25 protein-coding genes and 2 riboswitches are annotated in these 26,366 nt (G+C 62.5%); of the genes, 13 read left to right on the forward strand and 12 right to left on the reverse strand.

What is annotated here, in order from left to right:
• Nucleotides 1-27 precede the first annotated feature (27 nt).
• Nucleotides 28-1,518, reverse strand: coding sequence for a leucyl aminopeptidase (locus LJD17_RS04655; RefSeq protein WP_227382996.1), 1,491 nt, complete (start codon nucleotides 1,516-1,518; stop codon nucleotides 28-30).
• A 205-nt stretch (nucleotides 1,519-1,723) separates the two neighbouring features.
• Between LJD17_RS04655 and lptF the strand changes: the two genes are divergently transcribed.
• Genes lptF through rsmA form a run of 5 tightly spaced genes read left to right on the forward strand, consistent with a single transcriptional unit; the run spans nucleotide 1,724 to nucleotide 8,441 of the window.
• On the forward strand, nucleotides 1,724-2,884 hold the full coding sequence (lptF, locus tag LJD17_RS04660; protein ID WP_227382997.1) for an LPS export ABC transporter permease LptF: 1,161 nt from the start codon (nucleotides 1,724-1,726) through the stop codon (nucleotides 2,882-2,884).
• 2 nt (nucleotides 2,885-2,886) lie between these two features.
• Complete coding sequence (gene lptG, locus LJD17_RS04665) at nucleotides 2,887-3,972, forward strand: LPS export ABC transporter permease LptG (protein WP_227382998.1); 1,086 nt, start codon at nucleotides 2,887-2,889, stop codon at nucleotides 3,970-3,972.
• A 31-nt stretch (nucleotides 3,973-4,003) separates the two neighbouring features.
• Nucleotides 4,004-6,553, forward strand: coding sequence for an LPS-assembly protein LptD (locus tag LJD17_RS04670; RefSeq protein ID WP_227382999.1), 2,550 nt, complete (start codon nucleotides 4,004-4,006; stop codon nucleotides 6,551-6,553).
• The gene (gene pdxA / locus LJD17_RS04675; RefSeq protein ID WP_227383000.1) at nucleotides 6,550-7,569 is read left to right on the forward strand and encodes a 4-hydroxythreonine-4-phosphate dehydrogenase PdxA; all 1,020 of its coding nucleotides are present in this window, start codon (nucleotides 6,550-6,552) and stop codon (nucleotides 7,567-7,569) included. The genes LJD17_RS04670 and pdxA overlap by 4 nt, the downstream gene beginning before the upstream one ends.
• Nucleotides 7,566-8,441, forward strand: coding sequence for a 16S rRNA (adenine(1518)-N(6)/adenine(1519)-N(6))-dimethyltransferase RsmA (gene rsmA / locus LJD17_RS04680; protein ID WP_227383001.1), 876 nt, complete (start codon nucleotides 7,566-7,568; stop codon nucleotides 8,439-8,441). The genes pdxA and rsmA overlap by 4 nt, the downstream gene beginning before the upstream one ends.
• A 51-nt stretch (nucleotides 8,442-8,492) precedes the next feature.
• Here rsmA and LJD17_RS04685 read toward each other — a convergent pair whose 3' ends face one another.
• The 11 genes from LJD17_RS04685 to LJD17_RS04735 form a co-directional block, all read right to left on the reverse strand.
• On the reverse strand, nucleotides 8,493-9,011 hold the full coding sequence (locus LJD17_RS04685; RefSeq protein ID WP_227383002.1) for a 6,7-dimethyl-8-ribityllumazine synthase: 519 nt from the start codon (nucleotides 9,009-9,011) through the stop codon (nucleotides 8,493-8,495).
• 84 nt (nucleotides 9,012-9,095) lie between these two features.
• Nucleotides 9,096-9,247, reverse strand: a riboswitch (FMN riboswitch).
• 175 nt (nucleotides 9,248-9,422) lie between these two features.
• Nucleotides 9,423-10,088 carry a guanylate kinase gene (gmk, locus tag LJD17_RS04690; protein WP_227383646.1) on the reverse strand — a complete coding sequence of 222 codons (666 nt, stop codon included), beginning with the start codon at nucleotides 10,086-10,088 and terminating at the stop codon, nucleotides 9,423-9,425.
• Entirely contained in the window at nucleotides 10,078-10,965 is an 888-nt protein-coding gene (locus LJD17_RS04695) for a YicC/YloC family endoribonuclease (RefSeq protein ID WP_227383003.1), read from the reverse strand. Before LJD17_RS04695 ends, gmk begins: the two co-directional genes overlap by 11 nt.
• 78 nt (nucleotides 10,966-11,043) lie before the next feature.
• Nucleotides 11,044-12,369, reverse strand: coding sequence for an endolytic transglycosylase MltG (gene mltG / locus LJD17_RS04700; RefSeq protein ID WP_227383004.1), 1,326 nt, complete (start codon nucleotides 12,367-12,369; stop codon nucleotides 11,044-11,046).
• Nucleotides 12,370-12,462: 93 nt separating this feature from the next.
• Complete coding sequence (gene fabF, locus LJD17_RS04705) at nucleotides 12,463-13,725, reverse strand: beta-ketoacyl-ACP synthase II (protein ID WP_227383005.1); 1,263 nt, start codon at nucleotides 13,723-13,725, stop codon at nucleotides 12,463-12,465.
• 66 nt (nucleotides 13,726-13,791) lie between these two features.
• On the reverse strand, nucleotides 13,792-14,028 hold the full coding sequence (locus LJD17_RS04710) for an acyl carrier protein (protein ID WP_109597860.1): 237 nt from the start codon (nucleotides 14,026-14,028) through the stop codon (nucleotides 13,792-13,794).
• 235 nt (nucleotides 14,029-14,263) lie between these two features.
• Nucleotides 14,264-15,001, reverse strand: coding sequence for a 3-oxoacyl-[acyl-carrier-protein] reductase (fabG, locus tag LJD17_RS04715; RefSeq protein WP_227383006.1), 738 nt, complete (start codon nucleotides 14,999-15,001; stop codon nucleotides 14,264-14,266).
• Between the two features lie 10 nt (nucleotides 15,002-15,011).
• Nucleotides 15,012-15,959, reverse strand: a complete 948-nt coding sequence (gene fabD, locus LJD17_RS04720; protein WP_227383007.1) for an ACP S-malonyltransferase — start codon at nucleotides 15,957-15,959, stop codon at nucleotides 15,012-15,014.
• Nucleotides 15,960-16,018: 59 nt separating this feature from the next.
• Complete coding sequence (locus tag LJD17_RS04725; protein WP_227383008.1) at nucleotides 16,019-16,186, reverse strand: hypothetical protein; 168 nt, start codon at nucleotides 16,184-16,186, stop codon at nucleotides 16,019-16,021.
• Between the two features lie 196 nt (nucleotides 16,187-16,382).
• Nucleotides 16,383-17,000, reverse strand: a complete 618-nt coding sequence (locus LJD17_RS04730) for a hypothetical protein (RefSeq protein ID WP_227383009.1) — start codon at nucleotides 16,998-17,000, stop codon at nucleotides 16,383-16,385.
• Nucleotides 17,001-17,012: 12 nt separating this feature from the next.
• On the reverse strand, nucleotides 17,013-17,744 hold the full coding sequence (locus LJD17_RS04735; RefSeq protein ID WP_227383010.1) for a cadherin repeat domain-containing protein: 732 nt from the start codon (nucleotides 17,742-17,744) through the stop codon (nucleotides 17,013-17,015).
• Nucleotides 17,745-18,013: 269 nt separating this feature from the next.
• On the opposite strand from LJD17_RS04735, the gene rpoZ reads away from it, so the two are divergent.
• From rpoZ to pyrE, 8 genes are all read left to right on the forward strand, one after another.
• Nucleotides 18,014-18,427: a DNA-directed RNA polymerase subunit omega gene (gene rpoZ, locus LJD17_RS04740; protein WP_227383011.1), complete on the forward strand. Its 414-nt coding sequence runs from the start codon at nucleotides 18,014-18,016 to the stop codon at nucleotides 18,425-18,427.
• 159 nt (nucleotides 18,428-18,586) lie between these two features.
• Nucleotides 18,587-20,770 carry a RelA/SpoT family protein gene (locus LJD17_RS04745; protein ID WP_227383012.1) on the forward strand — a complete coding sequence of 728 codons (2,184 nt, stop codon included), beginning with the start codon at nucleotides 18,587-18,589 and terminating at the stop codon, nucleotides 20,768-20,770.
• Nucleotides 20,771-20,778: 8 nt separating this feature from the next.
• Entirely contained in the window at nucleotides 20,779-21,519 is a 741-nt protein-coding gene (locus LJD17_RS04750) for a gamma-glutamyl-gamma-aminobutyrate hydrolase family protein (protein ID WP_227383013.1), read from the forward strand.
• A gap of 171 nt (nucleotides 21,520-21,690) precedes the next feature.
• Nucleotides 21,691-21,802, forward strand: a riboswitch (TPP riboswitch).
• Nucleotides 21,793-22,401, forward strand: a complete 609-nt coding sequence (locus LJD17_RS04755; protein WP_227383014.1) for a Ykof family thiamine-binding protein — start codon at nucleotides 21,793-21,795, stop codon at nucleotides 22,399-22,401. It overlaps the preceding riboswitch by 10 nt.
• A 43-nt stretch (nucleotides 22,402-22,444) precedes the next feature.
• On the forward strand, nucleotides 22,445-23,029 hold the full coding sequence (locus LJD17_RS04760; protein WP_227383015.1) for an ECF transporter S component: 585 nt from the start codon (nucleotides 22,445-22,447) through the stop codon (nucleotides 23,027-23,029).
• Nucleotides 23,004-24,692 carry an ABC transporter ATP-binding protein gene (locus LJD17_RS04765; RefSeq protein WP_227383016.1) on the forward strand — a complete coding sequence of 563 codons (1,689 nt, stop codon included), beginning with the start codon at nucleotides 23,004-23,006 and terminating at the stop codon, nucleotides 24,690-24,692. Before LJD17_RS04760 ends, LJD17_RS04765 begins: the two co-directional genes overlap by 26 nt.
• On the forward strand, nucleotides 24,686-25,423 hold the full coding sequence (locus tag LJD17_RS04770) for an energy-coupling factor transporter transmembrane component T family protein (protein WP_227383017.1): 738 nt from the start codon (nucleotides 24,686-24,688) through the stop codon (nucleotides 25,421-25,423). Before LJD17_RS04765 ends, LJD17_RS04770 begins: the two co-directional genes overlap by 7 nt.
• A gap of 118 nt (nucleotides 25,424-25,541) precedes the next feature.
• Nucleotides 25,542-26,126: an orotate phosphoribosyltransferase gene (gene pyrE, locus LJD17_RS04775; protein WP_227383018.1), complete on the forward strand. Its 585-nt coding sequence runs from the start codon at nucleotides 25,542-25,544 to the stop codon at nucleotides 26,124-26,126.
• The last annotated feature ends 240 nt before the right edge of the window (nucleotides 26,127-26,366 follow it).

Below are 26,366 nucleotides of genomic sequence, written 5' to 3' on the forward strand. Positions count from 1 at the left end.
GGCGAAGGTTCCTGTCCATCGGCAGCATCAGCGTTCGTAATGGTCCCGCACGAGGCGGTCGAGCAGGCGGACGCCCCAGCCGGAGCTCCAGCCCTTGTTGATCTCCGTCTGCGGCGAGCCCATGGCCGTCCCTGCGATATCCAGGTGGGCCCATGGAACATCGTTGACGAACTTCTGAAGCAGGGCCGCCGCCGTGCTCGATCCGCCCTGACGGCCGCCGGAATTCTTCATGTCGGCGAATTTCGATTCGATCATCTTGTCGAATTCAGGTCCCAGCGGCATGCGCCAGACACGTTCGCCGGTCGCCTGACCGGCGGCCGCGAGACGCTGTGCGAGTTCGTCGTCGTTCGAAAACAGGCCTGCATATTCCTGCGCGAGCGCGACCAGGATCGCACCTGTCAGGGTCGCGAGATCGATCATGAATTTCGGCTTGAAGCGATCCTGCACATACCAAAGCACATCCGCGAGAACGAGACGTCCTTCCGCATCCGTGTTGATGATCTCGATGGTCTGGCCCGACATGGTGGTGACGATGTCGCCGGGCCGCTGGGCGCTTCCGTCCGGCATGTTCTCGACGAGGCCGATGGCTCCGATGACGTTCGCCTTGGCCTTGCGGCTCGCCAGGGCATGCATGAGGCCGACCACGCAGGCGGCGCCCGCCATGTCGCCTTTCATATCCTCCATGCCGCCGCCGGGCTTGATGGAGATGCCGCCTGAATCGAACACCACCCCTTTGCCGATGAAGGCGATGGGCTGGTCTCCCGCCTTGCCGCCGTTCCAGCGCATGATCGCGACGCGGCTTCCCCGGGTCGAACCCTGCCCGACCCCGAGCAGCGCCCGCATGCCGAGCTTCTGCATCGCCTTCTCGTCGAGGATCTCCACCTCGACCCCAAGCTTGGTCAGCGCTTGTGCGCGCGCTGCGAATTCCTCGGGACCCAGGACATTCGGAGGCTCGTTGACCAGGTCACGCGCGAGGGTGACGCCGGTCGCCAGGCCATCGGCGACCTTGACGGCTTTCTTCGCGGCGGCAGGGTCGGACACCGCAAAGACGAAGCGGCTCGGGCCCTCGGCCTTTCCGTCGTCCTTCTTCGTCTTGTAGCGATCGAACGCGTAACGCCGCAGGCGGATGCCGAGTGCCATGTCGGCGATATTCTCCGGGCTCGGTGAAAGGCCCGGAAACTCCGCCACGATGGTCGTGGCCTTGCCCGACACCTTGCCGGCCACCAGACCACCCAGCTGCGCCCAATCGAGACCGGCCCGATCCTTCTCTCCCCCGAGACCGACGACGATCAGCCGGTCCGCCGCGGGCGCCGTCGGCGCCGCGATGACAAGGGCCGATTTGGCCTTGCCCTTGAAGTTCTCGATGGAAGCGACCTTCGCGACCAGATCGACGGCCTTTTGTCCCAGCTGCTTTGCGACGGCGGGAGCGGGCTTGAGGGTCTCATCGACGAACACGACGATATCTCCCCCGTCGACCGCACCGGGAGCGTGGAAGTCGATCTTGATGGTGTCGGCCATGAAATCCTCTTGAAATCTTCCGTTGCGGAAGCCGAGCCGGCGGATCCGGCTGCGACCTATGGTGACATATAGCACTTCGCCCGCAGGTTCACGCAGCTTTGCCGCGAAAGCGGCGCAATCTCAAGCTGTTGGAGAGCACGCCAGTCTTGCCTTTTGGATCTGTGACAGAGTACCCAGGACAAAGGCGCCTGCCGCGATGGGCTTCATGACACTTCTAGAACGTTATATTCTCAAGATCACCTTCTCGGCCTTTGCCGCCTGCCTCATTGCGCTGACAGGCGTGATCTGGATCACGCAGGCGCTGCGCGAGCTCGACCTTCTGACCGGTAAAGGTCAGACCTTGTTCATCTTTTTCACGGTGACGGGACTGTCGCTTCCGGCCCTGATCAACGTGATCTCGCCGGTCGCCCTGTTTCTGGCGACGCTTTACGCCCTCAACAAGCTCAACGGCGATTCGGAACTGATCGTGATGAGCGCCGCCGGGATGCCGCCCAGGCGCCTCCTGCGGCCGTTCTTCGTGCTGGCCACCTTCGTGTGCTTCATCGTCGGCATCATCACGATCTACATCATGCCCGCGAGCTTCCAGGAGCTCCGCAACCTCGTGACCAAGATTCGCGCCGACTTCGTGGCCACGATGGCCAAGGAGGGGCAGTTCATCACCCTCGATAACGGCATCACCTTCCATTACCGCGAACGATCGGGCGACGCTTTGCTCGGCATCTTCATGCAGGATCAGCGGGTGAAGGACAAAGCGGTCGTCTACCTTGCGGAACGCGGACAAACGATCGAATCGAACGGCCAAGCCTATCTGGTTCTCGAGAAGGGCAGCGTTCAGCGCAAGGAGCCCAACAGCCGGGATTCCTCGATCGTGGCGTTCGAGCGTTACGCCGTCGACCTTGCGGCGTTCAACGAGGAAAACGGGGATATCGTCTACAAGCCCCGCGAGCGGAGTACGACCCAGCTCCTGTTCCCCGACAAGAAAGAGTTTCTCTATCAGTATCAGGAGGGGCGCTTCAGGGCCGAGCTCCATGACCGGCTGTCCGCCTGGCTTTATCCTCTCGCCATGATGACGATCGCCTTCGCGGCTCTGGGCGAGGCGCGCACCACCCGGCAGGGGCGCGGTCTGGCCATGGCGTCCGCCGTCCTGGCCGTTGTCGCCCTGCGGATCGCGGGCTTTGCGGCTTCGAGCGCGGTTGTCCGAACGCCGACAGCCGTGATCGGTGTCTATGGTGCCCCCCTGTTGGCCATCGCCTTTTCCCTGCTGATCATTCTCCAGGGTTCGGCCCTTCATGCCGTGCGGTCCCGAGGAGCGGCGCTCATCCGCGCGATGATCCCGTCGCGGACCAGCAAATACCAGAAAGCTTGAGCATGCTGATCGGTGCCACGCTCGGGAGCTATTTCTCCCGGCAGTTCCTGAAGATGATCTTCCTCGTCTTCGCGACAGTGTTCGCCCTCGCCTACACCCTGGACTTCGTGGAGCTCATGCGCCGCGCGGGCGAGGCGGAGGGAGCAACCCCTGCCCTGATGGCCCAGCTGGCCCTTTTCCGGACCCCTGCCATCGCCGAGCAGATCATGCCGTTCGCGATCCTGTTCGGCAGCATGGCGAGCCTTCTTCAGCTCAGCCGGAAGCTTGAGCTCGTGGTGGCCCGGGCCGCCGGGGTTTCGGCATGGCAGTTTCTGCAGCCCGGCCTCCTCGTGGCCCTCCTGATCGGGATCGTATCGGTCACCATCTACAATCCCATTTCGGCGGCCTTGAAGCAGCGGGCCACCAACATCGAAGCCAAGGTGTTCGCCAAAGCCTTCCAGCCCAATGGAAAAGCCCTGTGGCTTCGTCAGAAGAGCATCGACGGCCAGGCCATCTTCCGGGCCGAAGGCTCCCTCGCCGATTCGGCCACCCTGACCGGGGTGACCGTCTATACCTTCGACAATTCCGGGTCCTTCAGCCAGCGAATCGAAGCGGGCGAGGCGATTCTTCATGAAGGTTACTGGGAGCTGAAAGACGCGCGGGTCCTCTCGGCCGTGGAGGAACCTCACGTTTATGACCGCTACATGATCGCCTCGAATCTGCAGCCTTCGCAGGTTCGTCAGAGCTTCACCGATCCGGATGCCGTTCCCTTCTGGAAGCTCAAGGAAACGATCGATCGCCTGGAAAAGGCCGACCTCAACACGACCTCCTACAAACTGCACTACGACGTGCTTCTGGCCCGCCCTCTGCTTTTCATCGCCATGGTTTTCGTAGCGGCATCCGTTTCGTTAAGATTCTTTCGATTTGGTGGTGTGGCGATGATGGTTCTGGGTGGCGTTGCTGCCGGCTTCGTGCTTTATGTCGCGACGGAGCTTATGGCGGAGCTTGGGGCCTCTGGAATCATCAGTACGGTGGTTGCCGCGTGGCTTCCTGCAGTTGTAGGCAGTTTGTTGGGGACTCTCGCTTTATTGTACCAAGAGGACGGTTGATGTCCTCATGGGAAAGGCCTTGTAAGGAGTGATGATGGTCCGGGTTAAGACAACGATCGCAATGTCTGCGGTCGCGATGGCGCTTCTTTGTGCCGTCGGGTCGACGCCTGTCTTGGCCCAGACCCTGAACGAGCGCCTCGGCAGCCAGGCCCAGTCCGGATCCGGCAACGACCGCCTCCTCGTCGACGCCAAGGAAATCATCTACAACAACGACAAGAACACGATCTCGGCCTCCGGCGACGTCCAGCTCAACTATCAGGGCCGGACCCTCCAGGCCGACCGGGTGACCTACGACCGCAATACCGGGCGCGTCTATGCCGAAGGCAATGCCAAGCTGACGGACGAGAACGGTGGCGTCACCACCGGTTCCCGATTCGAACTGACCGACGACTTCAAGAGCGGCTTCATCGATTCGCTGCGCGTCGTTCAGAAGACCGTGGAGAACGGGGTCCCCGTGACGACCCGCTTCTCCTCTCCCCGCGCGGAGCGCGCCGAGGGCGAAACCACCGTCTTCGAGCGGGGAACCTATACGGCCTGCGAACCCTGTAAGGAAAATCCCGAGAAGCCTCCGCTCTGGCAGGTGAAGGCCGCCAAGATCATTCACAACAACAGCGAGCAGACCATCTACTACGAAGATGCGACGCTCGAGATCTATGGCATTCCGGTCGCCTACCTGCCCTATTTCTGGACGCCGGATCCGACGGTGAAGCGCAAGACCGGCTTCCTGTCGCCGCGCTACGTTTATTCGAGCTCCCTCGGCTACGGCGCCTCGATCCCGTTCTTCTGGAACCTCGCGCCGAACTACGACCTGACATTCACGCCGACCTATCTGAGCCGCCAGGGCCTCCTGGCCCAGGTGGAATGGCGGCATCGGCTTGAAAACGGCACCTACAACATCCGCGCCTCGGGAATCTCGCAGCTGGATCCGGATGCGTTTCTCGTGTCTCCCTACGGCCCCGGCGATCGGACGGAACGAGGCTCGCTCGAATCCACCGGCTTGTTCTATATCAACGAGCGCTGGAAATGGGGCTGGGACGTCGCTCTCTTGTCCGACAAGTGGTTCCTGCAGAACTACCGCATCCGCAGCGAGAGCCTGAATACCGTCTATGTCAAGGAATCGATCTCGACCCTGTACCTGCAGGGCGTGGGCGATCGCTCCTTCTTCGATATGCGCGGCTACTACTTCCAGGGCCTGTCCAGCACGGACTGGCAGAAGCAGCAGCCGGTCGTCGCTCCGGTCGTGGACTACAACAAGCGCATCACCCCCGCCGGCATCGGCGGAGAACTGACGATCGACGCCAACGTCACCAGCCTGTCCCGCGAAGCCGCGCAGTATCAGCAGGTTCCGAAGCAGCTGACGTACCTGTTCGGCCTCTATGAGACCTGCGCCGTTTTCGAAAAGGGCTCGTGCTTGGTGCGCGGCGTCAGCGGCACGACGACTCGGGCTTCGCTGAACCTGTCCTGGCGGCGCGAGTTCATCGATCCGGTCGGCCAGTCCTGGACGCCCTTCGCCTATGTCCGTGGCGATGCCTTCAAGTTCTCCCCCGACGTGAGCGGCTATCAGAACAACGAACTGCCGAACTTCATCAGCGGCGACGACGACTTCTCGTTCCGCGGCATGCCGGCGGTCGGCCTGGAATACCGCTTCCCCTTCGTCGCCAGTCTCGGCACCTCCGGCAAGCAGGTCATCGAGCCGATTGCGCAGATCATCGCCCGCCCGAGCGAGACCCGGATCGGCAAGCTGCCGAACGAGGATGCGCAAAGCCTCGTGTTCGAGGACACCTCCCTGTTCGATTGGGACAAGTTCTCGGGCTATGACCGGGCCGAGGGCGGCACCCGCGCCAATGTGGGCATCCAGTACACGGTGACGGGCGCCAACGACTTCTATGCGAATGTCCTGTTCGGCCAATCCTACCAACTGGCCGGTACGAACTCCTTCGCCAAGCCGGATCTCGTGAATACGGGCCTGGCATCCGGACTTGATACCCGCGTCTCCGACTATGTCGGTCGCTTCCAGGTTTCGCCCAACAAGAACTTCACCTTCGTGGCGCGCGGCCGGTTCGATAAGGACAATCTGGACGTCAACCGGATCGAGACCGGCGTTACGGCGAATTTCAATCCTTACATTCCCTTCTCGGCCAGTCTGACCTATGCGCGCTATGCGGCGCAGCCTGAGATTGGCTTCGATCATCGTCGTGAAGGAATCCTGACCTCGGGAACCTGGAATCTCACGCCGAACTGGTATGTGACGGGTTCGCTGCTGCTCGATCTCGATCGCTACCTGCTGGCACGGGATAATTACGCAACCGCCTACGCCATCAACCCGGCGACTGCGGTCTATAACCGGCAGAACGCGGCTTACGTGAGCTCCATGTCTCTGGGCATCGGCTACGTGGATGAATGCACGACCTTCTCGGTCAGCTACTCGGTCTCGCCGCGAGACGTGTCGGTCACATCGGGCGAGAAGGACCGCAACCACACCGTCCTGCTCCGCCTCGAACTGCGGACTCTCGGCGAAGTCTCCTTCAATCAGAACCTCAGCGGAAGCGACTCGTCCCAAGACGGTGTTGCGGCCCAGTGACCGCGTCGGCACTGCGCCCGCTGCTCCTGACGCAGGGTGACCCGGCCGGGATCGGACCTGAACTGACCTTGAGGGCCTGGCTGGAGCGCAAAGCGGCCGGCCTCCCACCTTTCGCGGTCCTCTGCGATCCCCTTCACCTCGCCTCGGTAGCGCGGTCTTTCGGATGGGATGTGCCGATCCAGGCGGTTGAACCGGAGGAGGTCATAGGGGTCTTCCCGAAGGCCCTCCCCGTTCTCCCGCTCGCAGGACGCGTTTTCGCCGTGCCCGGCAAGCCCGATACGGCCAATGCGCCATCGGTTGTCGAATCGATCGAAAAGGCTTTCGCGCTGGTTCGGAGCGAGGTCGGAGCGGCCATCGTCACCAATCCGATTGCCAAGCACGTTCTCTATGAAACAGGCTTTGCGCATCCGGGACATACGGAATTTCTCGCAACCCTTGCGTCACGGGACGGGGATGCCCCCCATCCCGTCATGATGCTATGGAGCGAGACGCTTGCCGTGGTGCCTGTCACGGTCCATATCGCGCTGGCGGCGGTGCCGGGGACGTTGACCACGGACCTGATCGTCCGCACGGGACGCATCGTGGCACGGGATCTGCGCCGTCGCTTCGGCCTCACCCATCCGAGGCTCGCGGTTGCCGGCCTCAACCCGCATGCCGGCGAGAACGGCACGATGGGCCATGAAGACGAGGCCATCGTCGCCCCGGCGGTCAGGATCCTGCAATCCGAGGGAATTGACGCAACAGGTCCCATTCCGGCGGATACCATGTTCCATGCCAGGGCCCGCAGCCGTTATGATGCGGCTCTTGCCATGTATCACGATCAGGCCCTGATCCCCATCAAGACGATCGCCTTCGACGAGGCGGTGAACGTGACGTTGGGGTTGCCCTTCATTCGCACCTCTCCCGATCACGGAACGGCGTTCGACATTGCCGGAAAAGGGATGGCGCGGCCCGACAGCCTCAAAGCCGCCATACGCCTCGCGTCACGCCTTGCCGACAAAGAGAGGCGGCCATGAGCCAGATCGACGATCTTCCTCCTCTGCGCGAGGTCGTTCACGCCCATGGTTTGATGGCCAAGAAATCCCTCGGCCAGAACTTCCTGTTCGATCTCAATCTGACGAGCCGGATCGCCCGCTCGGCCGGCCCTCTGGAAGGCGCCACCGTCATTGAGGTCGGTCCGGGCCCGGGCGGTCTGACACGGGCCATCCTGGCGGCTGGGGCGGGCAAGGTGATCGCCATCGAGCGGGATGCCCGTTGTCTTCCGGCGCTCGCGGAAATCGCCGCCCGCTATCCCGGTCGACTGGAGGTCATCGAGGCCGACGCCCTCACCTTCGATCCCAAGCCGTTGATCGGCAGCGAGACCGTCCGGATCATCTCCAACCTGCCCTACAACGTGGGCACCGCTCTCCTGACCGGCTGGCTCGCCGGCGAGTCCTGGCCCCCCTGGTGGCATTCGCTGACGCTCATGTTCCAGCGGGAGGTGGCGGAACGGATCGTCGCCGACGAGCGGGACCCCAAGGATTACGGACGCCTTGGGGTTCTCTGCGGCTGGCGGACGGAGGCGCGCATCCTGTTCGACGTTCCGCCCTCCGCCTTCGTACCGCCCCCCAAGATCACCTCCAGTATCGTGCATCTCACGCCGCGCCTATCGCCGTTGCCCTGCCGGGTCCGCAGCCTTGAAGCCGTGACACGGGCGGCCTTCGGACAGCGGCGAAAGATGCTCCGCCAGAGCTTGAAGTCTCTGGCTTCCGATCCATCCGCGATCATCGCCGCCGCCGGATTGGATGAAACGGCCAGGGCAGAAAACGTGCCGGTCGCGGGATATGTCGCGCTGGCGAATGCCCTGGATGACCAGCGCGGCGCATCCGCGCCGTCGTCGCAATCCTGAGAGTTCCACACTGCCGGAAATGGCCGCCGGGCAGGCGGCCATTCCTGTTATCTAGCGAGCGAGCGGCACCGTGTAGGCCTCGCTCAAAACCGCCAGGCAGGCGGCGGCCGCCTCCCGCCCTTTCACCTCGAAGTGGCTCAGGAAGAATGCCTGATGCACCTCGTGTTCATGGAAATGATGCGGTGTGAGAACCGCCGACAGAACCGGGACGTCGCAATCCAACTGGACACGCATCAAGCCGGAAATAACGGCCTCGGCGACGAAATCGTGCCGATAGATTCCACCGTTCACGACGAAGCCGGCCGCCACGAACGCATCGTAGCGCCCGTGCGCGGCAAGCTTTCTGATGAGAAGCGGGATTTCGAAGGCGCCCGGCACCTCGTAGAGATCGACGGCATCCGGATCCCACTCCGCTTCGGCGAGGGCCGCCAGGAAGGAGTCGCGGCAGCGATCGACGATGTCCCTGTGCCAAGTGGATTGGACGAAGGCGACCCGCCTCCGGTGCGGAGCCTGCCCCTTGGAGGATATGGCGGAGTTCTGCGATGGAGAGGATAGGATAGGCTGATTCATGGTGGCTTCCTTTCATGCCTGAACACATGAATCAGGGCATGCGGAAGCAGCGGCCGGGCCGCCTCTCGGACAGCCTGCCGCGACAACCGATCTCTTTCATCCGGACTGTAACCGTCGGCTTCGGAATCGCACCGAATCTGCTGACCTCCCGCCGAAGGCAAGGAGCGCTCGCGGGCTTACGGGCCAAGGGCTCGCTTACCGCCGGTGGGGACTTTCACCCCGCCCTGAGATCATCACTCGCCTGAACTGCGAGCCTTCCGAATAGACGATACGGCAGCGCTTTTAGCAACACTCCTCACGCCGCAAAATGCTGTTGCAAAGACCGAAGGCGATCACCCTCGGGATCCGACAGCCATCAGCGATGAACGTTGCCGCACCGGCCGATCGAGGCCTGACGGAAGCCTTCGCCGATCAGTCCATCTTCTCCGACAACAGGCCTTCAACGAATTCCTGCAGGCCCACGAGGCGGTCGCGCTTGAGGCGCTCCGCCGCCTGGATGGCCTTGAGGCTTTGGAAGGAGCGGCCGAGGTCCTCGTTGACGATGACGTAATCGTACTCGACCCAGCGCTCCATCTCGACCCGGGCATTGGCGAGGCGCTTGGCGATGACGTCGGGCGCATCTTCGGCGCGGCGTTCGAGGCGCGCCTTCAGTTCCTTGAAGCTCGGAGGAAGGACAAACACGGTGACCACATCCTCAGGCAGCTTTTGCCGCACCTGGCGGGTGCCCTGGTAGTCGATGTCGAAGACCATGTCCTGCCCCGCCGCGAGCGTCCGCTCCACCGGCTTGCGCGGCGTGCCATAGAAGTTGCCATGCACCTCGGCCCATTCGAGGAGTTCGTCGCGCTCGCGCATCGCCATGAACTCTTCAACATCGATGAAGTGATAGTGCTTCCCTTCGATCTCGGACGGGCGCTTGGGGCGGGTCGTAACGGAGACGGAGAGAACGCCGGCCCGCTCCTCCACGAGGCTGCGGGTGAGAGTGGTTTTTCCCGCGCCAGAGGGCGAGGACAGGATGAGGATGAGGCCGCGACGCTCGACCAACGCTTTCGAATCTTCGCTCACCGCATCACTCCACATTCTGAACCTGCTCACGGAATTGCTCGATAACGGCCTTCAGCTCAAGCCCGATCCGAGACAGGGTGACGTCGTTGGCTTTCGCGCAGAGGGTATTGGCCTCGCGGCCGAATTCCTGGGCCAGAAAATCGAGCCGCCGACCCACGGCGCCGCCTTCGGCGATCAGGCTGCGCGCGGCATCCACATGGGCGCGAAGACGATCGAGCTCTTCGCGGATGTCGGCGCGAGCCGCAATCAGCACGGCCTCCTGGTGCAGCCGCGCCGGATCAAGAGCGGCGCCGGCTTCCAGGATTTGAGCGATCTGCGCCTCCAGCCGGGCGCGGATCGCATCGGGTTGCCGCGCGGGCGCCGCTTCCGCCTGATCCACGAGGCTTGAAATGAGATCAAGCTGCTGACGCAGAATACCCGCCAGGGATTGCCCCTCCTGTAGGCGGGCCGCCTTCAACGCTTCGATGAGGCTTGCGATGGCACTTCTCAGGGCCGGTAGAAGAACATCGTCCTGCCCCGGCTCCGCACTGCCTTCATCCACTTCGACGACACCGCGCACCGCCAGCAACCCGTCGAGGGAGGCCGGCTTGACGCTCTCCGGAAGAGGCAGGTCGCCGATGGCGGCCAGAAGCGATTGCAGCGCCTCCTGATTGACCCGCAGCTTTGGAGCCGTCGAGGCACGTGAGAGACTGAGATTCAACTGTCCCTGGCCGCGGGTCAGAGCCTTGAGGATGTGGTTTCGCGCCTCCTCGCCGACGGCATCGAGCCCGGCCGGAGTCCTTACCCGCACTTCAAGACCTCGACCGTTCACGGTCTTGATTTCCCAGGCCCATTGATAAGGGCCGGTGATGCCGGCTTCGCGGGCGAAGCCGGTCATGCTTGCGATGGACATGCGGTGAACCTCAGGCGCGTCTTCAAAAGTCGGCGCGACCATAGTCGGCGCCACGCCGCTCCACAAGCTGCGAGGTTCCTACGGCTGCGTCAGGGTCGGAACCGTCTTGGCGCTGTTCAAATCGAAGGTCTTGTTCTTGAGCGGGTCCTTATCGGTACCTTCGCTCGCATCGAACGCCTTGCTGCGCTTCCCGTCCGGAGCCCCGGCTCCGGGCGGCGTGATCGAACCGCGCATATCCGCGTCGGGATCGACCCGATCCACGTCAGGCTCGACGGCACGGGCTTTTTCGAGCTGTCGCCAGCGCGTCACGTTGCGTTGGTGCTGATCGTAGCTCTCGGCGAAAGCATGGCCGCCCGAGCCGTCCGCCACGAAATAGAGATCCTTGGTGCGCGACGGATTGGCCACGGCCTCGAGCGCGGCGCGGCCGGGATTGGCGATCGGGCCGGGGGGCAGGCCTTCGACGACGTATGTGTTGTAGGGGGTTGCGGTGTCGATCTCGGACTTCATGATCCCGCGCCCGAGGGTGCCCTTCCCGCCGACCAGTCCGTACACGATGGTCGGATCGGACTGCAGCTTCATGCGCTTCATCAGTCGGTTGATGAACACGCCGGCAACCCGGGGACGCTCATCCGCCCGTCCGGTTTCCTTCTCCACGATGGAGGCCAGGATCACCAGCTCCTGGGGCGTCTTGACCGGAAGATCCGAAGAGCGCCGCTGCCAGATCTGGGTCAAAGCCTGACGGTGTGCCGCCTGCATGGAATTGATGATCTGCTGACGGGTCGTCCCGCGCTCGAACTTGTAGGTATCGGGAAGCAGGGTGCCCTCCCGGGGCGTTTCGAGCACATCGCCGCTCAGAATATCGTTGTCGTAGAGGCGGGTCACGATCTGCTGGCTCGTGAGGCCCTCCGGGATCGTCACCGAATGAAGAATCGCCTTGCCCTGGACGAGGGTATCGATGGTGTCTTCAATGCTGATCCCCGCCTTGAACAGGAATTCACCGGCCTTGAGCTGGCCGCGCTGCCGGTTGAACAGGGCATAGATCTCGAAAAGCAGCGGCTGGTTGATGACGCCTTCCTGCTTCAGGATGTCCGCAATCTCGTTCGTTCCCGTGTTTTTCGGGATCACAACCACCTTGTCGCTTTGCAGCGGCCCCTTGGCCGTAACCTCACGCTCGAGGGTCCCGAACCCGACAATCGCCGCGATGGCGACCGCGATGAAGAGAGTCAGAAGACCGCTGAACACGGACAGCATGCCGCCACGCCGGCGGCGGGTCCGCGGTGGGGGTGGCGGAGCCGCCATGGGCTTGATGGCCTCGCTTGGGGAACGCGGCGCGACGCGGGGCTGCTGTGCGTCGTGAGACGCTGCGTCAGCCGGAGGAGGAGTTTGCTTCTTTCTGCCGAACATCGCGTCGCTTTTCTGGTGCCCGCCGGTACGATCCCGGCTCGCAGAACACCCTAGTGGGGATTATGGCGAAAAGCCGTAGCGCCGTCGCGCGGCTCAAGCCGCGCGACGGAAGACCAGGGAAGCGTTGGTGCCGCCAAATCCGAAGGAATTCGAAAGAGCCACGTTGATCTCTTTCTTCTTCGGTGTGTGGGGGACCAGATCGATGGCGGTCTCGACGGAGGGATTGTCGAGATTGAGCGTCGGCGGCACGACCCCGTCCCGCATCGCCAGGATCGAGAAGATGGCCTCGACGGCTCCGGCGGCCCCCAGGAGGTGGCCGATGGCCGACTTGGTAGACGACATGGCGAGCTTGCCGGCGGCATTGCCGACGATCCGCTCCACCGCCTTCAGCTCCAGCTCGTCCCCCAGCGGCGTCGAGGTGCCGTGAGCGTTGATATAATCGATTTCGGAAGCCGAGATGCCCGCGCGCTTGATCGCTGCGCTCATGCAGCGATAGGCGCCATCGCCATCCTCGGACGGCGAGGTGATGTGATAGGCGTCGCCCGAGAGACCATAACCGATCACCTCGGCATAGATCTTGGCGCCGCGGGCTTTCGCGTGCTCGTATTCTTCGACCACCACGACGCCTGCGCCCTCGCCCATCACGAAACCGTCCCGGTCCTTGTCATAGGGACGCGAGGCGCGTGTCGGGTCGTCGTTGAAATTGGTGGACAGAGCCCGGCAGGCCGCGAAGCCGGCGATCGACAGGCGGTTGATGGGCGATTCCGTGCCCCCCGCCACCATCACGTCCGCGTCGCCGAGCGCGATGAGGCGTGCCGCGTCCCCGATGGCGTGGGAGCCGGTGGAGCAGGCGGTCACGACCGCGTTGTTGGGGCCCTTCAGCCCATGGGCGATGGACACATAGCCGCCGGCCAGGTTGATGAGGCGGCCGGGGATGAAGAAGGGGGAAATCCGGCGAGGGCCGCGCTCGATAAGCGTCACGGAAGCCTCGTAGATGCCGCCGATCCCGCCGATGCCCGAGCCGATCAGAACGCCGGTGGCGCATTGATCCTCGTAGGTGGTCGGTTTCCAGCCGGCATCGTTGAGGGCCTGGGTCGCGGCGGCCATGGCGTAAACGATGAAGGGATCGACCTTGCGCTGCTCCTTCGGCTCCATCCACTGATCGGCATTGAAAGTGCCGTCGGTTCCGTCGCCGGTGGGAATCTGGCAGGCGATCTGGCAGGCGAGATCGTTGATCTCGAAACCCTCGATGCGGTTGGCGCCGCTCTCGCTCTTCAGGATCCGCGCCCACGTGGTTTCGACACCGCACCCAAGCGGCGTGACCATGCCAAGTCCCGTGATGACAACGCGCCTCATGCCGTTTCCTGCCCTTTAAACAAAAATTGGGCGTCGGATGGAATCGTCCGACGCCCGAAAGCTTTCTTAGGCCGCATTCTTCTCAAGGAAGCGGATCGCGTCGCCCACCGTCACGATGGTCTCGGCCGCGTCGTCGGGGATCTCGACATTGAACTCTTCCTCGAAGGCCATGACGAGCTCGACGGTATCGAGGCTGTCGGCGCCCAGGTCGTCGATGAAGTTGGCATTGTCGGTCACCTTCTCGGCGTCGACGCCCAGGTGCTCGACAACGATCTTCTTCACGCGATCAGCGACGTCACTCATCGTTTTTTCCTCAGTGGCTGCCGCCTCAGGAACTGGGCGGATTGAAATTGAAACTCAGATCAGCTGCTCAGCTGCTAACGCCGAAACGACTGCCTTATGTCGTGGAAAGCCGCATTTTTCAGCGCCGGTCAACCCCTGCGACCCGAACGAATTCATGATTAACACAAGCTTATCGCCCCTGGCGAGGGGGTGGCAGAGACTCGCAAACAGATTCTGTTATCGGCCCTAAGGGCCTCTAGAACATGGCCATTCCGCCGTTTACGTGCAAGGTATGCCCCGTCACGTAGCCGGCCTCGGACGACGCGAGATACACAACAGAAGATGCGATTTCATCGCCCTGGCCGAGGCGACCCATCGGAATCGTCCCCAGGATCGACTCTTTCTGCTTGTCGTTCAAGGCGTCCGTCATCGGAGATTCGATGAAGCCCGGCGCCACGCAGTTGACAGTGATGTTGCGGCTCGCAACCTCGGCGGCCAGGGCCTTCGTCATGCCGATCAGGCCCGCCTTCGAGGCGGCATAGTTGCCCTGCCCGGGATTGCCGGCGGAACCGACCACGGAGCCGATATTGACGATGCGGCCGTAGCGACGACGCATCATGCCCTTCACGGCGGCGCGGGACAGGCGGAAAGACGCCGTGAGATTGACGGCGATCACCGTCTCCCATTCCTCGTCCTTCATCCGCAGAAACAGATTGTCCCGGGTCACGCCGGCGTTGTTGACCAGGATGTCGAGGCCGTCCATCGCCGATTCCGCTGCGGGAACAAGGGCTTCGACGGAATCCTTATCGGACAGGTTCGCCTCGACCACGTGAACCCGGCTCCCCAGGGCGGTGGCGAGTTCGTCGAGGGCGGCGCGCCTCGTGCCAGACAGGGCGACGGTCGCCCCCTGTGCGTGGAGGGCCCTGGCGATGGCGCCGCCGATACCGCCGGTGGCGCCGGTCACGAGAGCCTTGCGGCCAGTCAGATCGAACATGGGGCTCTCCTTATCCTTGCAGAGATGCTTTGAAGGCGGCGACGTCGTCCGGCGTGCCGATGGCGGTTCCGGTCGCCCCGGGGGCGATACGCTTCACGAGACCGGTCAGGACCTTGCCGGATCCGATTTCCAGGAAGGCATCGACCCCTTCGGCCGCCATGAAGGCCACGCTTTCCCGCCAGCGGACGGTTCCCGTCACCTGACGGACCAGCCCCTCGCGAATGGCGGCCGGATCCGTGACGGGCGCTGCCGCCACATTGGCCACCAGGGGCACGGCGGGCGGATTGACGGTGACCTGCGCCAGTGCCTCCCGCATCGCCTCGGCCGCCGGGGCCATGAGGGCGCTGTGGAAGGGCGCGGAGACGTTGAGCATGACGGCCCGCTTGGCGCCCTTGCCCTGGGCGATGGCGACCGCGCGCTCCACGGCGGCCTTGTGACCCGAGACGACCACCTGGGCGCCCCCGTTGTCGTTGGCGGCATCGCAGACCTCGCCCTGGGCGGCCTCACGGGCAACCTCGAGGGCCGCGTCGTATTCCAAGCCGAGAAGCGCCGCCATGGCGCCCTGACCGACCGGGACAGCGCTCTGCATGGCATTGCCGCGGATCCGCAGGAGACGGGCCGTATCGGCGACTGAAAGGCTCCCGGCCGCCGCGAGGGCCGAATACTCGCCAAGGGAATGACCGGCCACGAAAGCCGCATGGCTCTTCAGGTCGAGGCCGGCCTCGGCCTCCAGAACCCGGATCGCCGCCAGGCTCACGGCCATCAGGGCGGGCTGGGTGTTCGCCGTCAGCGTCAGCTCGTCGGCCGGCCCATCCCACATGAGAGCGGAGAGCTTCTGCGAAAGCGCATCGTCCACCTCATCGAAGATTGCTCTTGCCTGGGGAAAGGCTTCCGCCAGGGCCTTGCCCATTCCGACCGATTGGCTTCCCTGTCCCGGAAAGATGAATGCGCGTTTCATGCGGAACCGCCCTTGATCCAAAGAAATCCGGGCGGGACTCGCACTCGAATGCAGCCAAGTCAAGGTGCAGAGCGGGAGCCTTCGCACTTGCGCTGTTCATAGCTCCACCGCCCCCCATCGTCCAAGCAGACCGCGATCTGGCCGGATTCGGTGAAAGTGGCCCATGTCCACAGAAGGGCGCCGAGAAGCAGGAATGTCAGAATAACGAAACCAACCGGCTGTATCATGTGCATCACCCCTTTTGAGATGACGTAGCGTAACATTTAGAGAGCATGATGAGGTGCGTTCACACACCGGGGCGGTTCTGGATCTTCTTAAAATAGCTGCTCTCTCGAAGATCCGAGAGAGCGTGCAAACTTTTGTCTTAGAGACAAGCAACGGAGAAGCTCGATTGAAGAGCTTCTCCGTTGCCGCAACCCTTTTTTAGATGATTTTGAAGTCGTCGGCGGTCATCTTGAGCTTTCTGGAAAGCGTGGCGACTTCCATCGCCTTGCCGGCGCCCGAACCATCGGCATCATAGAAGAGCACGCCCTTCTTATCGTCATAGAACAGGGTGTTCTTGGCCGTCTTGGCATGATCGCCGATGCTGAAGAACGCCTTGTTGAGCTTGCCGGGGCTGGCTTCGCTGCCCTTGCCGAGCTTCTTGAAGATGGCATTGTCGAGCCAGAGCGTGTCGTCCTTCACGTTGAAGTCCGTGATCTTGTCCAGGTTGGTCTTCTTGTTCAGCTTGGTGTTGAACACGAAGATATCCTTGCCCGTCCCGCCAGAAAGCTTGTCGTTGCCAAGTCCGCCGAAGATCTTGTCGTTGCCGGCACCGGACTTGATCACGTCCTTACCCGACTTGCCGACGATGATGTCGCTGCCGCTCCCTGTCGTGACAACGCCTCCTTTGTTCGAGGCCACGGACGTCTCGACAACGTCCTTGACCCGAATAGACAGGTCGCTGTTGATCACGGTCCCGGACACGCCATCGGTCGCCTTGATGGTGACGGTGTGCCATTCCTTGTTCTCGAAATCGAGCTTGGCCCCCTCGCGTACCATGAGCTTCCCGTCCTAGATCGCGAACATGCCATCGGCATCGCCGGCTAGCTGATACGTGAAAGGACCAGCCGAACCGATCGCGCTGAGACTTCCGATCACCGTGCCGCCCTGGCTATTCTCGTCGACATCACCCCCGCCCACGAGATTGATCGTTTCGACGACGTCCTTGACTCTCACGGACAGCTCTTCCTCGATCACCGCTCCGGAAACAGTATCGGTCGCCTTGATCTTGAACGTGTGCCATTCGTTCGTCTCGAAGTCGAGATTAGCCCAGTCCGCGACCACCAGCTTGCCGTCATCGATGGTGAACTGATTGCCTGGATCGTCGACGATCTCGTAGGTGAACGGACCTTCGGAACCGACGGCACTGAGGCTTCCGATCACTGTTCCGGCATGGGCATTCTCGTCGACTGCACCTTCACCCGAGAGATTGATGGTTTCCGTTAGGTCTTTAACGATAATGGTAAAGGTGGCGGAAACTTCCTCATTGGAAGTCGTCTCGACAGCCTTGATCGAAACGTCATGCGACTCCTTGGTCTCGAAATCGAGCTTGGCGCCGGCACGAACCACGAGCTTGCCATCGACGATATCGAACATCCCGTCGTCGTCTCCCGTGATCGTATACGTGAACGCACCGGTTCCCGCGCTCAACGTACCGATAACCGTGCCCGAGTGGCTATTTTCGTTGACTTTTCCCTCGCCGGAGAGGGTTAAGGTGCTTGTCAGGAGATCGTGGATCGTCATTGCTGCCCCGAAAGTTAAAGAGAACGTCTTGTTAGAGCACAGTTCTATATATGTTATAACACAACACTATAGCTCTTCGTTCAGAAAGCAACGGATCAACGGGTGCGCTCCCGCACCAGCCTCGATTGCATTTCTGCATCCCCCGATTCCCGCCTAGGAAGCTATGGCCTCCTAAACAGCCAATCGGCGTCCGAGCCTTGTTTTCCGGCGGGATCCGGTGTAACGGCTTCTCCTTCCATCATTTTCGCACCATGAGAAGGAGCCTCTTCATGGCTCGTGTGACCGTCGAAGATTGTATCGACAAGGTCGACAACCGGTTTGAGCTCGTGCTGCTGGCCAGCCATCGCGCCCGCCTGATTTCCTCGGGCTCGCCGCTCACGATCGACCGTGACCGCGATAAAAATCCTGTCGTGGCTCTCCGCGAAATCGCGGACGAGACCATCGCTCCCGACGACCTGAAGGAGCAGCTGATCCACTCGATGCAGAAGTATGTCGAGGTGGACGAGCCGGAGGCCGAGGCCGTTCCGCTGCTCGGCAATACGGCCGCCGCCGCAACGGCGACTGCCCGCAGCGACAACGATACCGATGTCCAGTTCGACCGCATGAGCGAGGAAGACCTGCTGCGCGGCCTGGAGGGCCTCGTTCCTCCGAGCAGCAGCGCGGACGACGACGACCGCGAGTAAAAACAGGTTTCGCCCGATCTTCGAAAGCCCGGCTCGTCAGCCGGGCTTTTTTATGTGCGGCACATTGGGCTTCAAGGAAGCCTTGCGGTTTCCTACCCTTCCACAATATCCTTTTAACTTCAGCCAGCTACACGGATACGAAAAGGAGATGGCCGCCGGATGATGCGCCAATATGAACTTGTCGAGCGGGTCAAGCGCTACAACCCCTCGGCCGATGAGGCGCTTCTCAACCGCGCTTATGTGTATGCCATGATGGCCCATGGCAACCAAAAGCGGGCTTCGGGCGATCTGTTTTTTGGCCATCCCCTTGAAGTTGCTGCCATTCTGACGGACCTCAAGCTCGATGACGCCACCATCGCGGCGGCGGTGCTCCACGACACCGTGGAGGATACCCAGGCGACCCTGGAGGAAATCAATAAGGCTTTCGGCCCCCAGATCGGCGCCCTGGTCGACGGACTGACCAAGATCAAGCGTCTCGACCTGGTATCGAAGCAGGCCGCCCAGGGCGAGAACTTCCGAAAGCTGCTCCTCGCCATCGCGGACGATGTCCGGGTGCTCCTGGTCAAGCTCGCGGACCGGCTGCACAACATGCGCACGCTCCAGTTCATGCCGCCGGAGAAGCGCAAGCGCATCGCCGAGGAGACCCTCGACATCTATGCGCCCCTCGCCGGCCGCATGGGCATCCAGGAAATGCGCGAGGAGCTGGAGGATCTGGCTTTCCAGAACCTTGATGCGGAAGCCTATGAGGCGATCAGCCGGCATCTGCGCGAAGTGACGACCAAGAGCGAGAAGCTCGTGGACGAGATCGAGCGCGACCTGACCGCCAAACTCCAGGCTCAGGGGATCCAGGCGATCGTTACGGGACGCCAGAAGCGGCCCTACTCGATCTGGCGCAAGATGGAGCGCAAGTCTGTCGCCTTCGAGCAGCTCTCCGACATCTTCGGCTTCCGGGTGGTCGTGGGAACGGTCGACGAGTGCTACCGGGCGCTCGGCGTGGTCCACACCAGCTGGCCGATGGTTCCTGGCCGTTACAAGGACTACATCTCGACTCCCAAGCAGAACGATTATCGCTCGATCCACACGACGGTGATCGGTCCCGGCAGCCAGCGCGTCGAACTTCAGATCCGGACCACGGAGATGGATGAGGTCGCGGAGTTCGGCATCGCGGCCCATGCCCTTTACAAGGAAGGCGTCAACGACAACTCGCGCCTCGCCACGGAAAGCCGCGCCTATCAGTGGCTGCGCAGAACCATTGACCTTCTGGCCGAAGGCGATACGCCCGAGGAATTTCTCGAGCACACGAAGCTCGAACTCTTCCACGATCAGGTTTTCTGCTTCACTCCCAAGGGCCGCCTGATCGCCCTTCCCCGGGGCGCGACACCGATCGACTTCGCCTACGCGGTGCATACGGATGTCGGCAACACCGCCGTGGGGTGCAAGATCAACGGGCGGATGGCTCCCCTTCTGACCGAGCTTCAGAACGGCGACGAGGTTGAGATCGTCCGCGCGGCGGGCCAGACCCCGCCCGCCGCCTGGGAATCCCTCGTGGTCACCGGCAAGGCTCGCGCGTCGATCCGACGGGCAACCCGCGCGGCGGTGCGCCAGCAATATACCGGCCTCGGCCGTCAGATCCTGGAACGGGCCTTCGAGAGAGCTCATCGGACCTTTTCGGACGAGAAGCTCAAGGGCGCCCTGCCCCGCCTCGCGCGGGTGTCCATCGAGGACGTTTTGGCGGCCGTCGGCCGAGGGGAGATGTTCTCCGGCGACGTGGTTCGCGCCGTCTATCCCGACTACAAGGAAGAGCGCCGGGCCGGAAGCGCGGACGGAGCAGCCTCCTCGCGGGAAAGGAAGCCGAACGGCGCTTCCAAGGACGCCGGCGAGCAGGGTCCGAGCGCCATACCGATCCGCGGCCTCAACGTGGATGCGCCGGTCCAGTTCGCGCCCGAGGGTGGCGCGGTGCCCGGAGACCGGATCGTCGGCATTCTGACGCCCGGCGAAGGCGTGACGATCTATCCGATTCAGTCACCCTCGCTCGCAGCCTTCGACAACGAGCCCGATCGTTGGATCGACGTGCGCTGGGATGTGGATCCCGACGATCCGCAACGCTTCCCGGCGCGCATCAAGCTGCAATCGATCAACGAACCGGGCTCCCTCGCACAGATCACCCAGGTGATCGCCGATCACGACGGCAATATCGACAACGTGGCCATGAAACGCCGGACGCAGGATTTCACGGACATCACCATCGATCTGGCCGTGTGGGACTTGAAACACCTCAACGCCATTATCGCGGAACTGCGCACCAAACCGGTGGTCAGCCGCGTCGACAGAGTCAACGGGTAAGCGCAATCATGACATCTCGGCCTCGTATCGCCATCATCCTCGGCGAAAACACCAGCGCGGGCGGAACCCGCTACGACATGACGAAGGGCTACTTCAACGCCGTGACCCGCGCGGGCGGCCTTCCCTTCGGCATTCCCTACGTGGCCGAGCTGGTGTCTCTCGTGGCGGACGAGTTCGACGGCTTCATCAGCGTCGGCGGCCGCATCAACTTCCCGCAGAGCTGGTATGTGGATGGCGACGCCTCGCAATTTCCGTTTTCCAATCGCCTCGCCGTCGATCAGGCGCTGATGGAGGGCTTCCTCGAGCGGGACAAGCCTGTTCTCGGCATCTGCAACGGCATGCAGATGCTGGCCTGCCTGCACGGTTGCCGGATGGTCTCCGACATTCGCGGAACGGGCGCCGAGATTCTTCAGCACGACGGCGACGGCGTTCTTCATGCCGCGCACATCGCCCCCGACACGATGCTGTCGCGCATGACCGGCGTCGACAGCTTCAAGGTGAACACCTTTCACCGGGAAGCGGTGGTCGAGCTCTCGGACAAGGTCGTCGCCAGCGCCCGTGCACCGGATGGCGTGATCGAGGCTGTCGAGGTCCCGGCCTATCGTTTCGCCATCGGCCTGCAATGGCACCCGGAAGCCATGCCCGCTCCCGACCATCCGGGCCATCGGGTGTTCGAGGCGTTTGTCGCGGCCGCACGCGAACGATCCCGCGAGACCGCAGCTCTCGAACGATCTGTCAGAGTAGCGTAATGGCCGGCTTGGAAAACGTTCGATCCCAACCACAGGGAATCAGGACATTTCCGTGAAGACAAAGGGACCGTGAAATTTATCCCGCACGGTCTTTGTAAACCGCGTGTTGAACGCACGACAGGGATGCTTCGAACGCGATTGCCTTCTGCAAAGGAAAGGTGCTAAGAGGACGCCATTCGACAGGGGTGCTCCGTATTGCCGGGGCTGAGATGGCGGCGCTAAGCCGACGGACCCTTCAGCTGATCTGGATAATACCAGCGGAGCGAGGCGAGCATGTTTTCTGGCGCGCAAATTTCCCTTTATCCCATGACGGACGACTTCGTCCGTGTGATCCTCGACGCCATCGGCGCGCTGGATCCTTACCGTCCGGCTTTCAGGATAGAGACCGACGACATCTCCACTCTGCTAGTCGGTCCGCCCGAACAGCTTTTTCCGGCCATGTGCGACCTCTTCGTCGCTGCGGCGAGCCGGAAGGTTCATTGCGTTCTGGCAGCGACCGTTTCACGGGGGTGCCCGGGTGAGCCGGACGATCCGATCTGCACGCCCATCGCCGGAAGCACCCATCAACCACCGCTTCAGGAGAGAATCGCAGCCGCCGTCGCGCATGTCGCTTCCGCGCCGAAGACCGGACAGATCGTGGCGGCCCAGTTCTCGCTCTATCCGCTCGGCAGCGGCCATCACATGGACGAGATCTACGGCTGCATCGACTTTCTCAAGCAGTCCGGCGTCTTCGACAGATCGAAGAACTTCTGCACCAAGTTGAGGGGCGACGCAGGTCAGGTCTTCGCGACGTTAAGCGAAGCCTTCCTGCGCTTCGGTGCGCCTGAAGGCCATGTGGCGCTCGACGTCAAGGTTTCGGCGAACAGCCCGACCGCTGCCTAAGCAGAACCAATTCCACCTTCTCTTACAATCCGGAGCCATGCGCATGTCTCAACGTCGAGGCTGGACTCTCAAGGAAACTCTCATCGTCACGGTTCTGGGCGCCGTGTTCGCAGTGCTTTACCTCGCCTGGGTCCAGGTCTGGCTGATCGCTCAGGCCGTGTTCGGATCGCTCACCATGGATGTGGTGATGGGCTTCTGGTTCATCGTATCGATCATCGCGGCGGCGGTCGTGAGGAAACCCGGCGTCGCGCTCGCGTCGGAGGTTCTGGCGGCAGGCGTCGAAATTCTTCTCGGCAGTCCGGGCGGATTGCTGCTGGTGCTCTCCGGCGCCATCCAAGGAGCCGGTGCCGAGGTCGTCTTCGCTGCCACGCGCTGGCGCAACTATTCCCTGCCCGTTCTCATGGCCGCGGGCGTCGGCGCTGCCGTCTTTTCCTTTGCGTATACGTGGGTTCGCTTCAATTACGGCGCTCTCCAACCCGGCATTCTCATGGCGATGTTCGCCTTGCGCTGCGCCAGCGGAGCCATCCTGGGAGGTTGGCTCGGGCATGTGATTGTCGAGGGACTTTATCGAACAGGCGCCCTCACGGGTTTGGCCATCGATCATGACAAACGCACCGTGCTTGCCTGAGGCTGCATCGGCGGCGGGGTGGGATGCGGTCTGCGTTCGCTATCCCTTCGAGCGGCAGGACTCCGTCGGCCCCGTCACGCTGGATATTCGTGTGGGTGAGCGGCTCCTGCTTCTCGGGCCGTCCGGTTCCGGCAAATCGACTTTGCTCCTGACCCTGACAGGATTGATCCCGCGCAGCATTCCCGCCGATCTCGGCGGGAATGTCAGGCTGCATGGATCCGATACGTCGGCGCGCGAGCCCTGGGGCTGGGCTACGGATGTCGCTCAGTATTTCCAGGATGCGGACCAAACCTTGTGCGGCATGTGCGTGGAGGACGAGATCGCCTTCGCGCTTGAAAACCGAAACGTGCCGGCGCCGCAGATCGTGGATGCGGTTGCGTCGGTCATGACGCAGGTCGGCATTCCGGATGGATGGCGAAGGCGGCGCACCTCGACCTTGTCGGGAGGAGAGCGTCAGCTCGTGGCGCTCGCGGCGACGCTTATTCAGGACGCCTCTCTCTTCATCGCCGATGAACCCACGGCTCATCTGGCTCCGCAAGCCGCGGACAGATTGCACGATCTGCTTCTCGCCAAAAAAGACCATCAGACGATCCTGATCGTCGATCACCGGCTCGATGGCCTGGTCGGCTCCATCGATCGCGTGGCGGTACTGGGCCCGGATGGCACGATCATCGCCGATGGGGATCCCCGCACGGTCTTCCGCGAGAAGCGGGAGCTGCTTGCGTCCTGTGGCATCTGGTGCCCCGTTTCCAGCACACTCGACAAGGCGCTCGGCGAAGCGGGAATGGCTTCTGCCCGCGCGCCGCTCTCGATCGCGGAAGCGCTTGCGCATCTTGATCCGTCGGTCGCATCGCCCTCGGAGATCGCGCGCGCGAAACCCGTCGTGGACGCTTTTGTGGCGTCATGCCGAGGAGCCTCCGAAAGACCGTCCATGGACACCGCGCCCATCGCCGAATTGGTGGGTGCGGACTGCGCGCCGTTTCTCGGTCCCGTGGTGTTGCGCGGCATCAACCTCGCTGTCCACGAGGGTGAAGTCCTTGGCATTCTGGGCCCCAATGGCGCGGGCAAATCGACCCTGGGCGTATCCCTCGCGGGTCTCCTGCTCCCGAAGAAGGGCACACGAAAAGGCGCAATCGGCGGCTTTGCTTTTCAACGTCCGGAAAACCAGTTCCTGACCGGAAGCGTCAAGGATGAGATTGACAGCGCACTGCCCAAGGACATGGACGTCGAGGAGAAACAGCGGCAAACGCAGAGTGCCCTTGAAGCGTGGAAGCTGACCGGGCTCGCGCACCGTCACCCGTTCACTCTTTCCCAGGGACAGAAAAGACGTCTGGCCCTGGCGACCCTGACCGTCTCGGAGCGCTGGCCTCTTCTCGTTCTGGATGAGCCGACCGCCGGGCTGGACGCTCATGGCGTTTCCGTTCTGGCCGACGAGATCAGGGGTCTGCGCCGAGCGAACCGGGCCCTTGCCATCATCACCCATGACATGGATTTCGCGCTGAGAATCTGCACGCGCTGCGTCATTGTCGGCGAAGGCCGGATCCTCGCGGATGGTTCTCCCGACGAGCTCCTTTTCGACCAGGTTCTTCTGAAACGGGCTAGGCTCGCAGAGCCTTCCTGCGGGCCGGCAAGACGTTGGCTCGAGCGGGTGTCCTCATGCTGAGCGCCATCAACCCGATCACGAAACTCGCCGCCTGCCTCCTGTGGATGGGTGAGTCCATTCTGATTTTCGACACGCGTTTCCAGGTGGCCTGCATTCTTGTTCCGGCGATCGCACTTGTCGTCTTCAATCGCACCTCGCCTCTCGTGCTCCTCGGGTTGATGATCCCGTTCGGCCTGTTCGGTTTCGGGTTTCTCACCACCACCCTGTTCTTTCAGAAGGAAAGCGAATTCGCCCTTCAGGTCGTCGGAGAATCCGTTTTCGCCTCCTCCGCCTTCTCGGCCGGCATCACGCTGTTCCTGAGAGCGATCGCCTGCGGAATGATCTCGGCCTTTTTCGCCCTCACGACCGATCCGAACATGGCGATCCGGTCACTGATGATCTCCCTGAGGCTGCCGGCGCGCATCGGCTATTCCCTGTTCGCGGCCATGCAGCTGGTTCCCGATCTCGCCGCCGAGGCCCAGCAGATGCGGCTCGCCCGTGCCATGAGGTTCGGGCGGCGCCCCCGGCGCATTCCAGGTCCCCTCGAAGTCTTCGGCCTCCTGATCCCTCTCCTGGCCTTCGCCATCCGGCGGGCCGGCCGCACGGCCATCGCCATGGAGGCGCGAGGCCTCGCGCCCGCCGGCCCGCGCACCGTCATGAACGCGCCGACGTTCGCTTGGTGCGACTCCATCTTTGCCGCCATGGCCGCGGCGATTCTGGGTTTGTGCGCGCTGCTCGCCGTCACGGTGTGAACGTGCGTTCGCGGCTCGTAAATGGCCTTACGTAAGATGCCGCCGGAGCAAGGCTCCGGTTGCCTCTTGCCTCGGGCCCGCCCGCCTGTCAAAGAGCGCGTGTACAGGAGATCCGGTCATGACCCCCGAAGCTGTTCTTGATGAATTCCGCTCCGCCGGAGCGCTTCTGGAAGGCCACTTCATTCTCTCCTCGGGCCTGCATAGCCCGGTCTTCCTTCAGAAGATGTTCGTCTTCCAGGATCCGGCGCGGACGGAGCGTGTCTGCCGCGCCCTCGCGCACCGGATCAGGGAAACCTACGGCCCGGTCGATTACGTGGTCTCACCCGCCATCGGCGGCATCGTTCCGGGCTATGAGACGGCGCGTCATCTCGGATGCAAGGCCATCTTCGTCGAGCGGGAAAATGGGATGTTCGCCCTGCGCCGCGGTTTTGTGATCCCGGAAGGTGCGCGAGTGGTGATGGTGGAAGACATCGTCACGACGGGCCTTTCCTCACGGGAATGCCTCGCTGCCTTGCGCGAGCATCCGGGCGATATCCTGGGTGCTGCCTGTTTGATCGACCGCTCCGGCGGCAAAGCCGATCTCGGCGTTCCGCTGGTCTCGCTGATCCAACTCGACATCCCCGCCTACCCGGCGGATGCGCTCCCGCCTGAGCTTGCGGCTTTGCCTGCGATCAAGCCGGGAAGCCGAAATATCACAACATAGCAAGCTTGGCTTTCCCACTGGGAAATAAGGCTTTTTTGGAGCGTAAACTTGACACGAAGAAGCCGCAGAGTTTTATTACGCTCGATTAAGATTTTACTCGTCTGATGGGTTTTTTAAAACAGCCTGTTTCCAGGCAAGTCGCCAATTAAATCGCGTGATTATATTTGAAACGCGCAAGTTAGATGTCGCTTTGCTGAGCAAGTTGTTTTGATGGGCCCAGCCGATCAAACAAGAGATTAG

This window comes from Microvirga rosea, assembly GCF_020595095.1.
Taxonomy (GTDB): Bacteria; Pseudomonadota; Alphaproteobacteria; order Rhizobiales; family Beijerinckiaceae; genus Microvirga; species Microvirga rosea.

Excerpts from the sequence above, each read along its gene's own strand:
- LJD17_RS04745 (WP_227383012.1), top strand. The coding sequence starts at position 18,587 with ATGATGCGCCAATATGAACTTGTCGAGCGGGTCAAGCGCTACAACCCC.
- LJD17_RS04685 (WP_227383002.1), bottom strand. The coding sequence starts at position 9,011 with ATGAATCAGCCTATCCTATCCTCTCCATCGCAGAACTCCGCCATATCC.
- LJD17_RS04770 (WP_227383017.1), top strand. The coding sequence starts at position 24,686 with ATGCTGAGCGCCATCAACCCGATCACGAAACTCGCCGCCTGCCTCCTG.
- LJD17_RS04750 (WP_227383013.1), top strand. The coding sequence starts at position 20,779 with ATGACATCTCGGCCTCGTATCGCCATCATCCTCGGCGAAAACACCAGC.
- LJD17_RS04655 (WP_227382996.1), bottom strand. The coding sequence starts at position 1,518 with ATGGCCGACACCATCAAGATCGACTTCCACGCTCCCGGTGCGGTCGAC.
- rsmA (WP_227383001.1), top strand. The coding sequence starts at position 7,566 with ATGAGCCAGATCGACGATCTTCCTCCTCTGCGCGAGGTCGTTCACGCC.
- LJD17_RS04695 (WP_227383003.1), bottom strand. The coding sequence starts at position 10,965 with ATGTCCATCGCAAGCATGACCGGCTTCGCCCGCGAAGCCGGCATCACC.
- LJD17_RS04730 (WP_227383009.1), bottom strand. The coding sequence starts at position 17,000 with ATGGTACGCGAGGGGGCCAAGCTCGATTTCGAGAACAAGGAATGGCAC.
- LJD17_RS04760 (WP_227383015.1), top strand. The coding sequence starts at position 22,445 with ATGTCTCAACGTCGAGGCTGGACTCTCAAGGAAACTCTCATCGTCACG.
- mltG (WP_227383004.1), bottom strand. The coding sequence starts at position 12,369 with ATGTTCGGCAGAAAGAAGCAAACTCCTCCTCCGGCTGACGCAGCGTCT.
- LJD17_RS04670 (WP_227382999.1), top strand. The coding sequence starts at position 4,004 with ATGATGGTCCGGGTTAAGACAACGATCGCAATGTCTGCGGTCGCGATG.
- LJD17_RS04755 (WP_227383014.1), top strand. The coding sequence starts at position 21,793 with ATGTTTTCTGGCGCGCAAATTTCCCTTTATCCCATGACGGACGACTTC.
- lptG (WP_227382998.1), top strand. The coding sequence starts at position 2,887 with ATGCTGATCGGTGCCACGCTCGGGAGCTATTTCTCCCGGCAGTTCCTG.
- gmk (WP_227383646.1), bottom strand. The coding sequence starts at position 10,088 with ATGTGGAGTGATGCGGTGAGCGAAGATTCGAAAGCGTTGGTCGAGCGT.
- fabD (WP_227383007.1), bottom strand. The coding sequence starts at position 15,959 with ATGAAACGCGCATTCATCTTTCCGGGACAGGGAAGCCAATCGGTCGGA.
- LJD17_RS04765 (WP_227383016.1), top strand. The coding sequence starts at position 23,004 with ATGACAAACGCACCGTGCTTGCCTGAGGCTGCATCGGCGGCGGGGTGG.
- LJD17_RS04710 (WP_109597860.1), bottom strand. The coding sequence starts at position 14,028 with ATGAGTGACGTCGCTGATCGCGTGAAGAAGATCGTTGTCGAGCACCTG.
- lptF (WP_227382997.1), top strand. The coding sequence starts at position 1,724 with ATGACACTTCTAGAACGTTATATTCTCAAGATCACCTTCTCGGCCTTT.
- rpoZ (WP_227383011.1), top strand. The coding sequence starts at position 18,014 with ATGGCTCGTGTGACCGTCGAAGATTGTATCGACAAGGTCGACAACCGG.
- LJD17_RS04735 (WP_227383010.1), bottom strand. The coding sequence starts at position 17,744 with ATGACGATCCACGATCTCCTGACAAGCACCTTAACCCTCTCCGGCGAG.
- fabF (WP_227383005.1), bottom strand. The coding sequence starts at position 13,725 with ATGAGGCGCGTTGTCATCACGGGACTTGGCATGGTCACGCCGCTTGGG.
- fabG (WP_227383006.1), bottom strand. The coding sequence starts at position 15,001 with ATGTTCGATCTGACTGGCCGCAAGGCTCTCGTGACCGGCGCCACCGGC.
- LJD17_RS04725 (WP_227383008.1), bottom strand. The coding sequence starts at position 16,186 with ATGATACAGCCGGTTGGTTTCGTTATTCTGACATTCCTGCTTCTCGGC.
- pyrE (WP_227383018.1), top strand. The coding sequence starts at position 25,542 with ATGACCCCCGAAGCTGTTCTTGATGAATTCCGCTCCGCCGGAGCGCTT.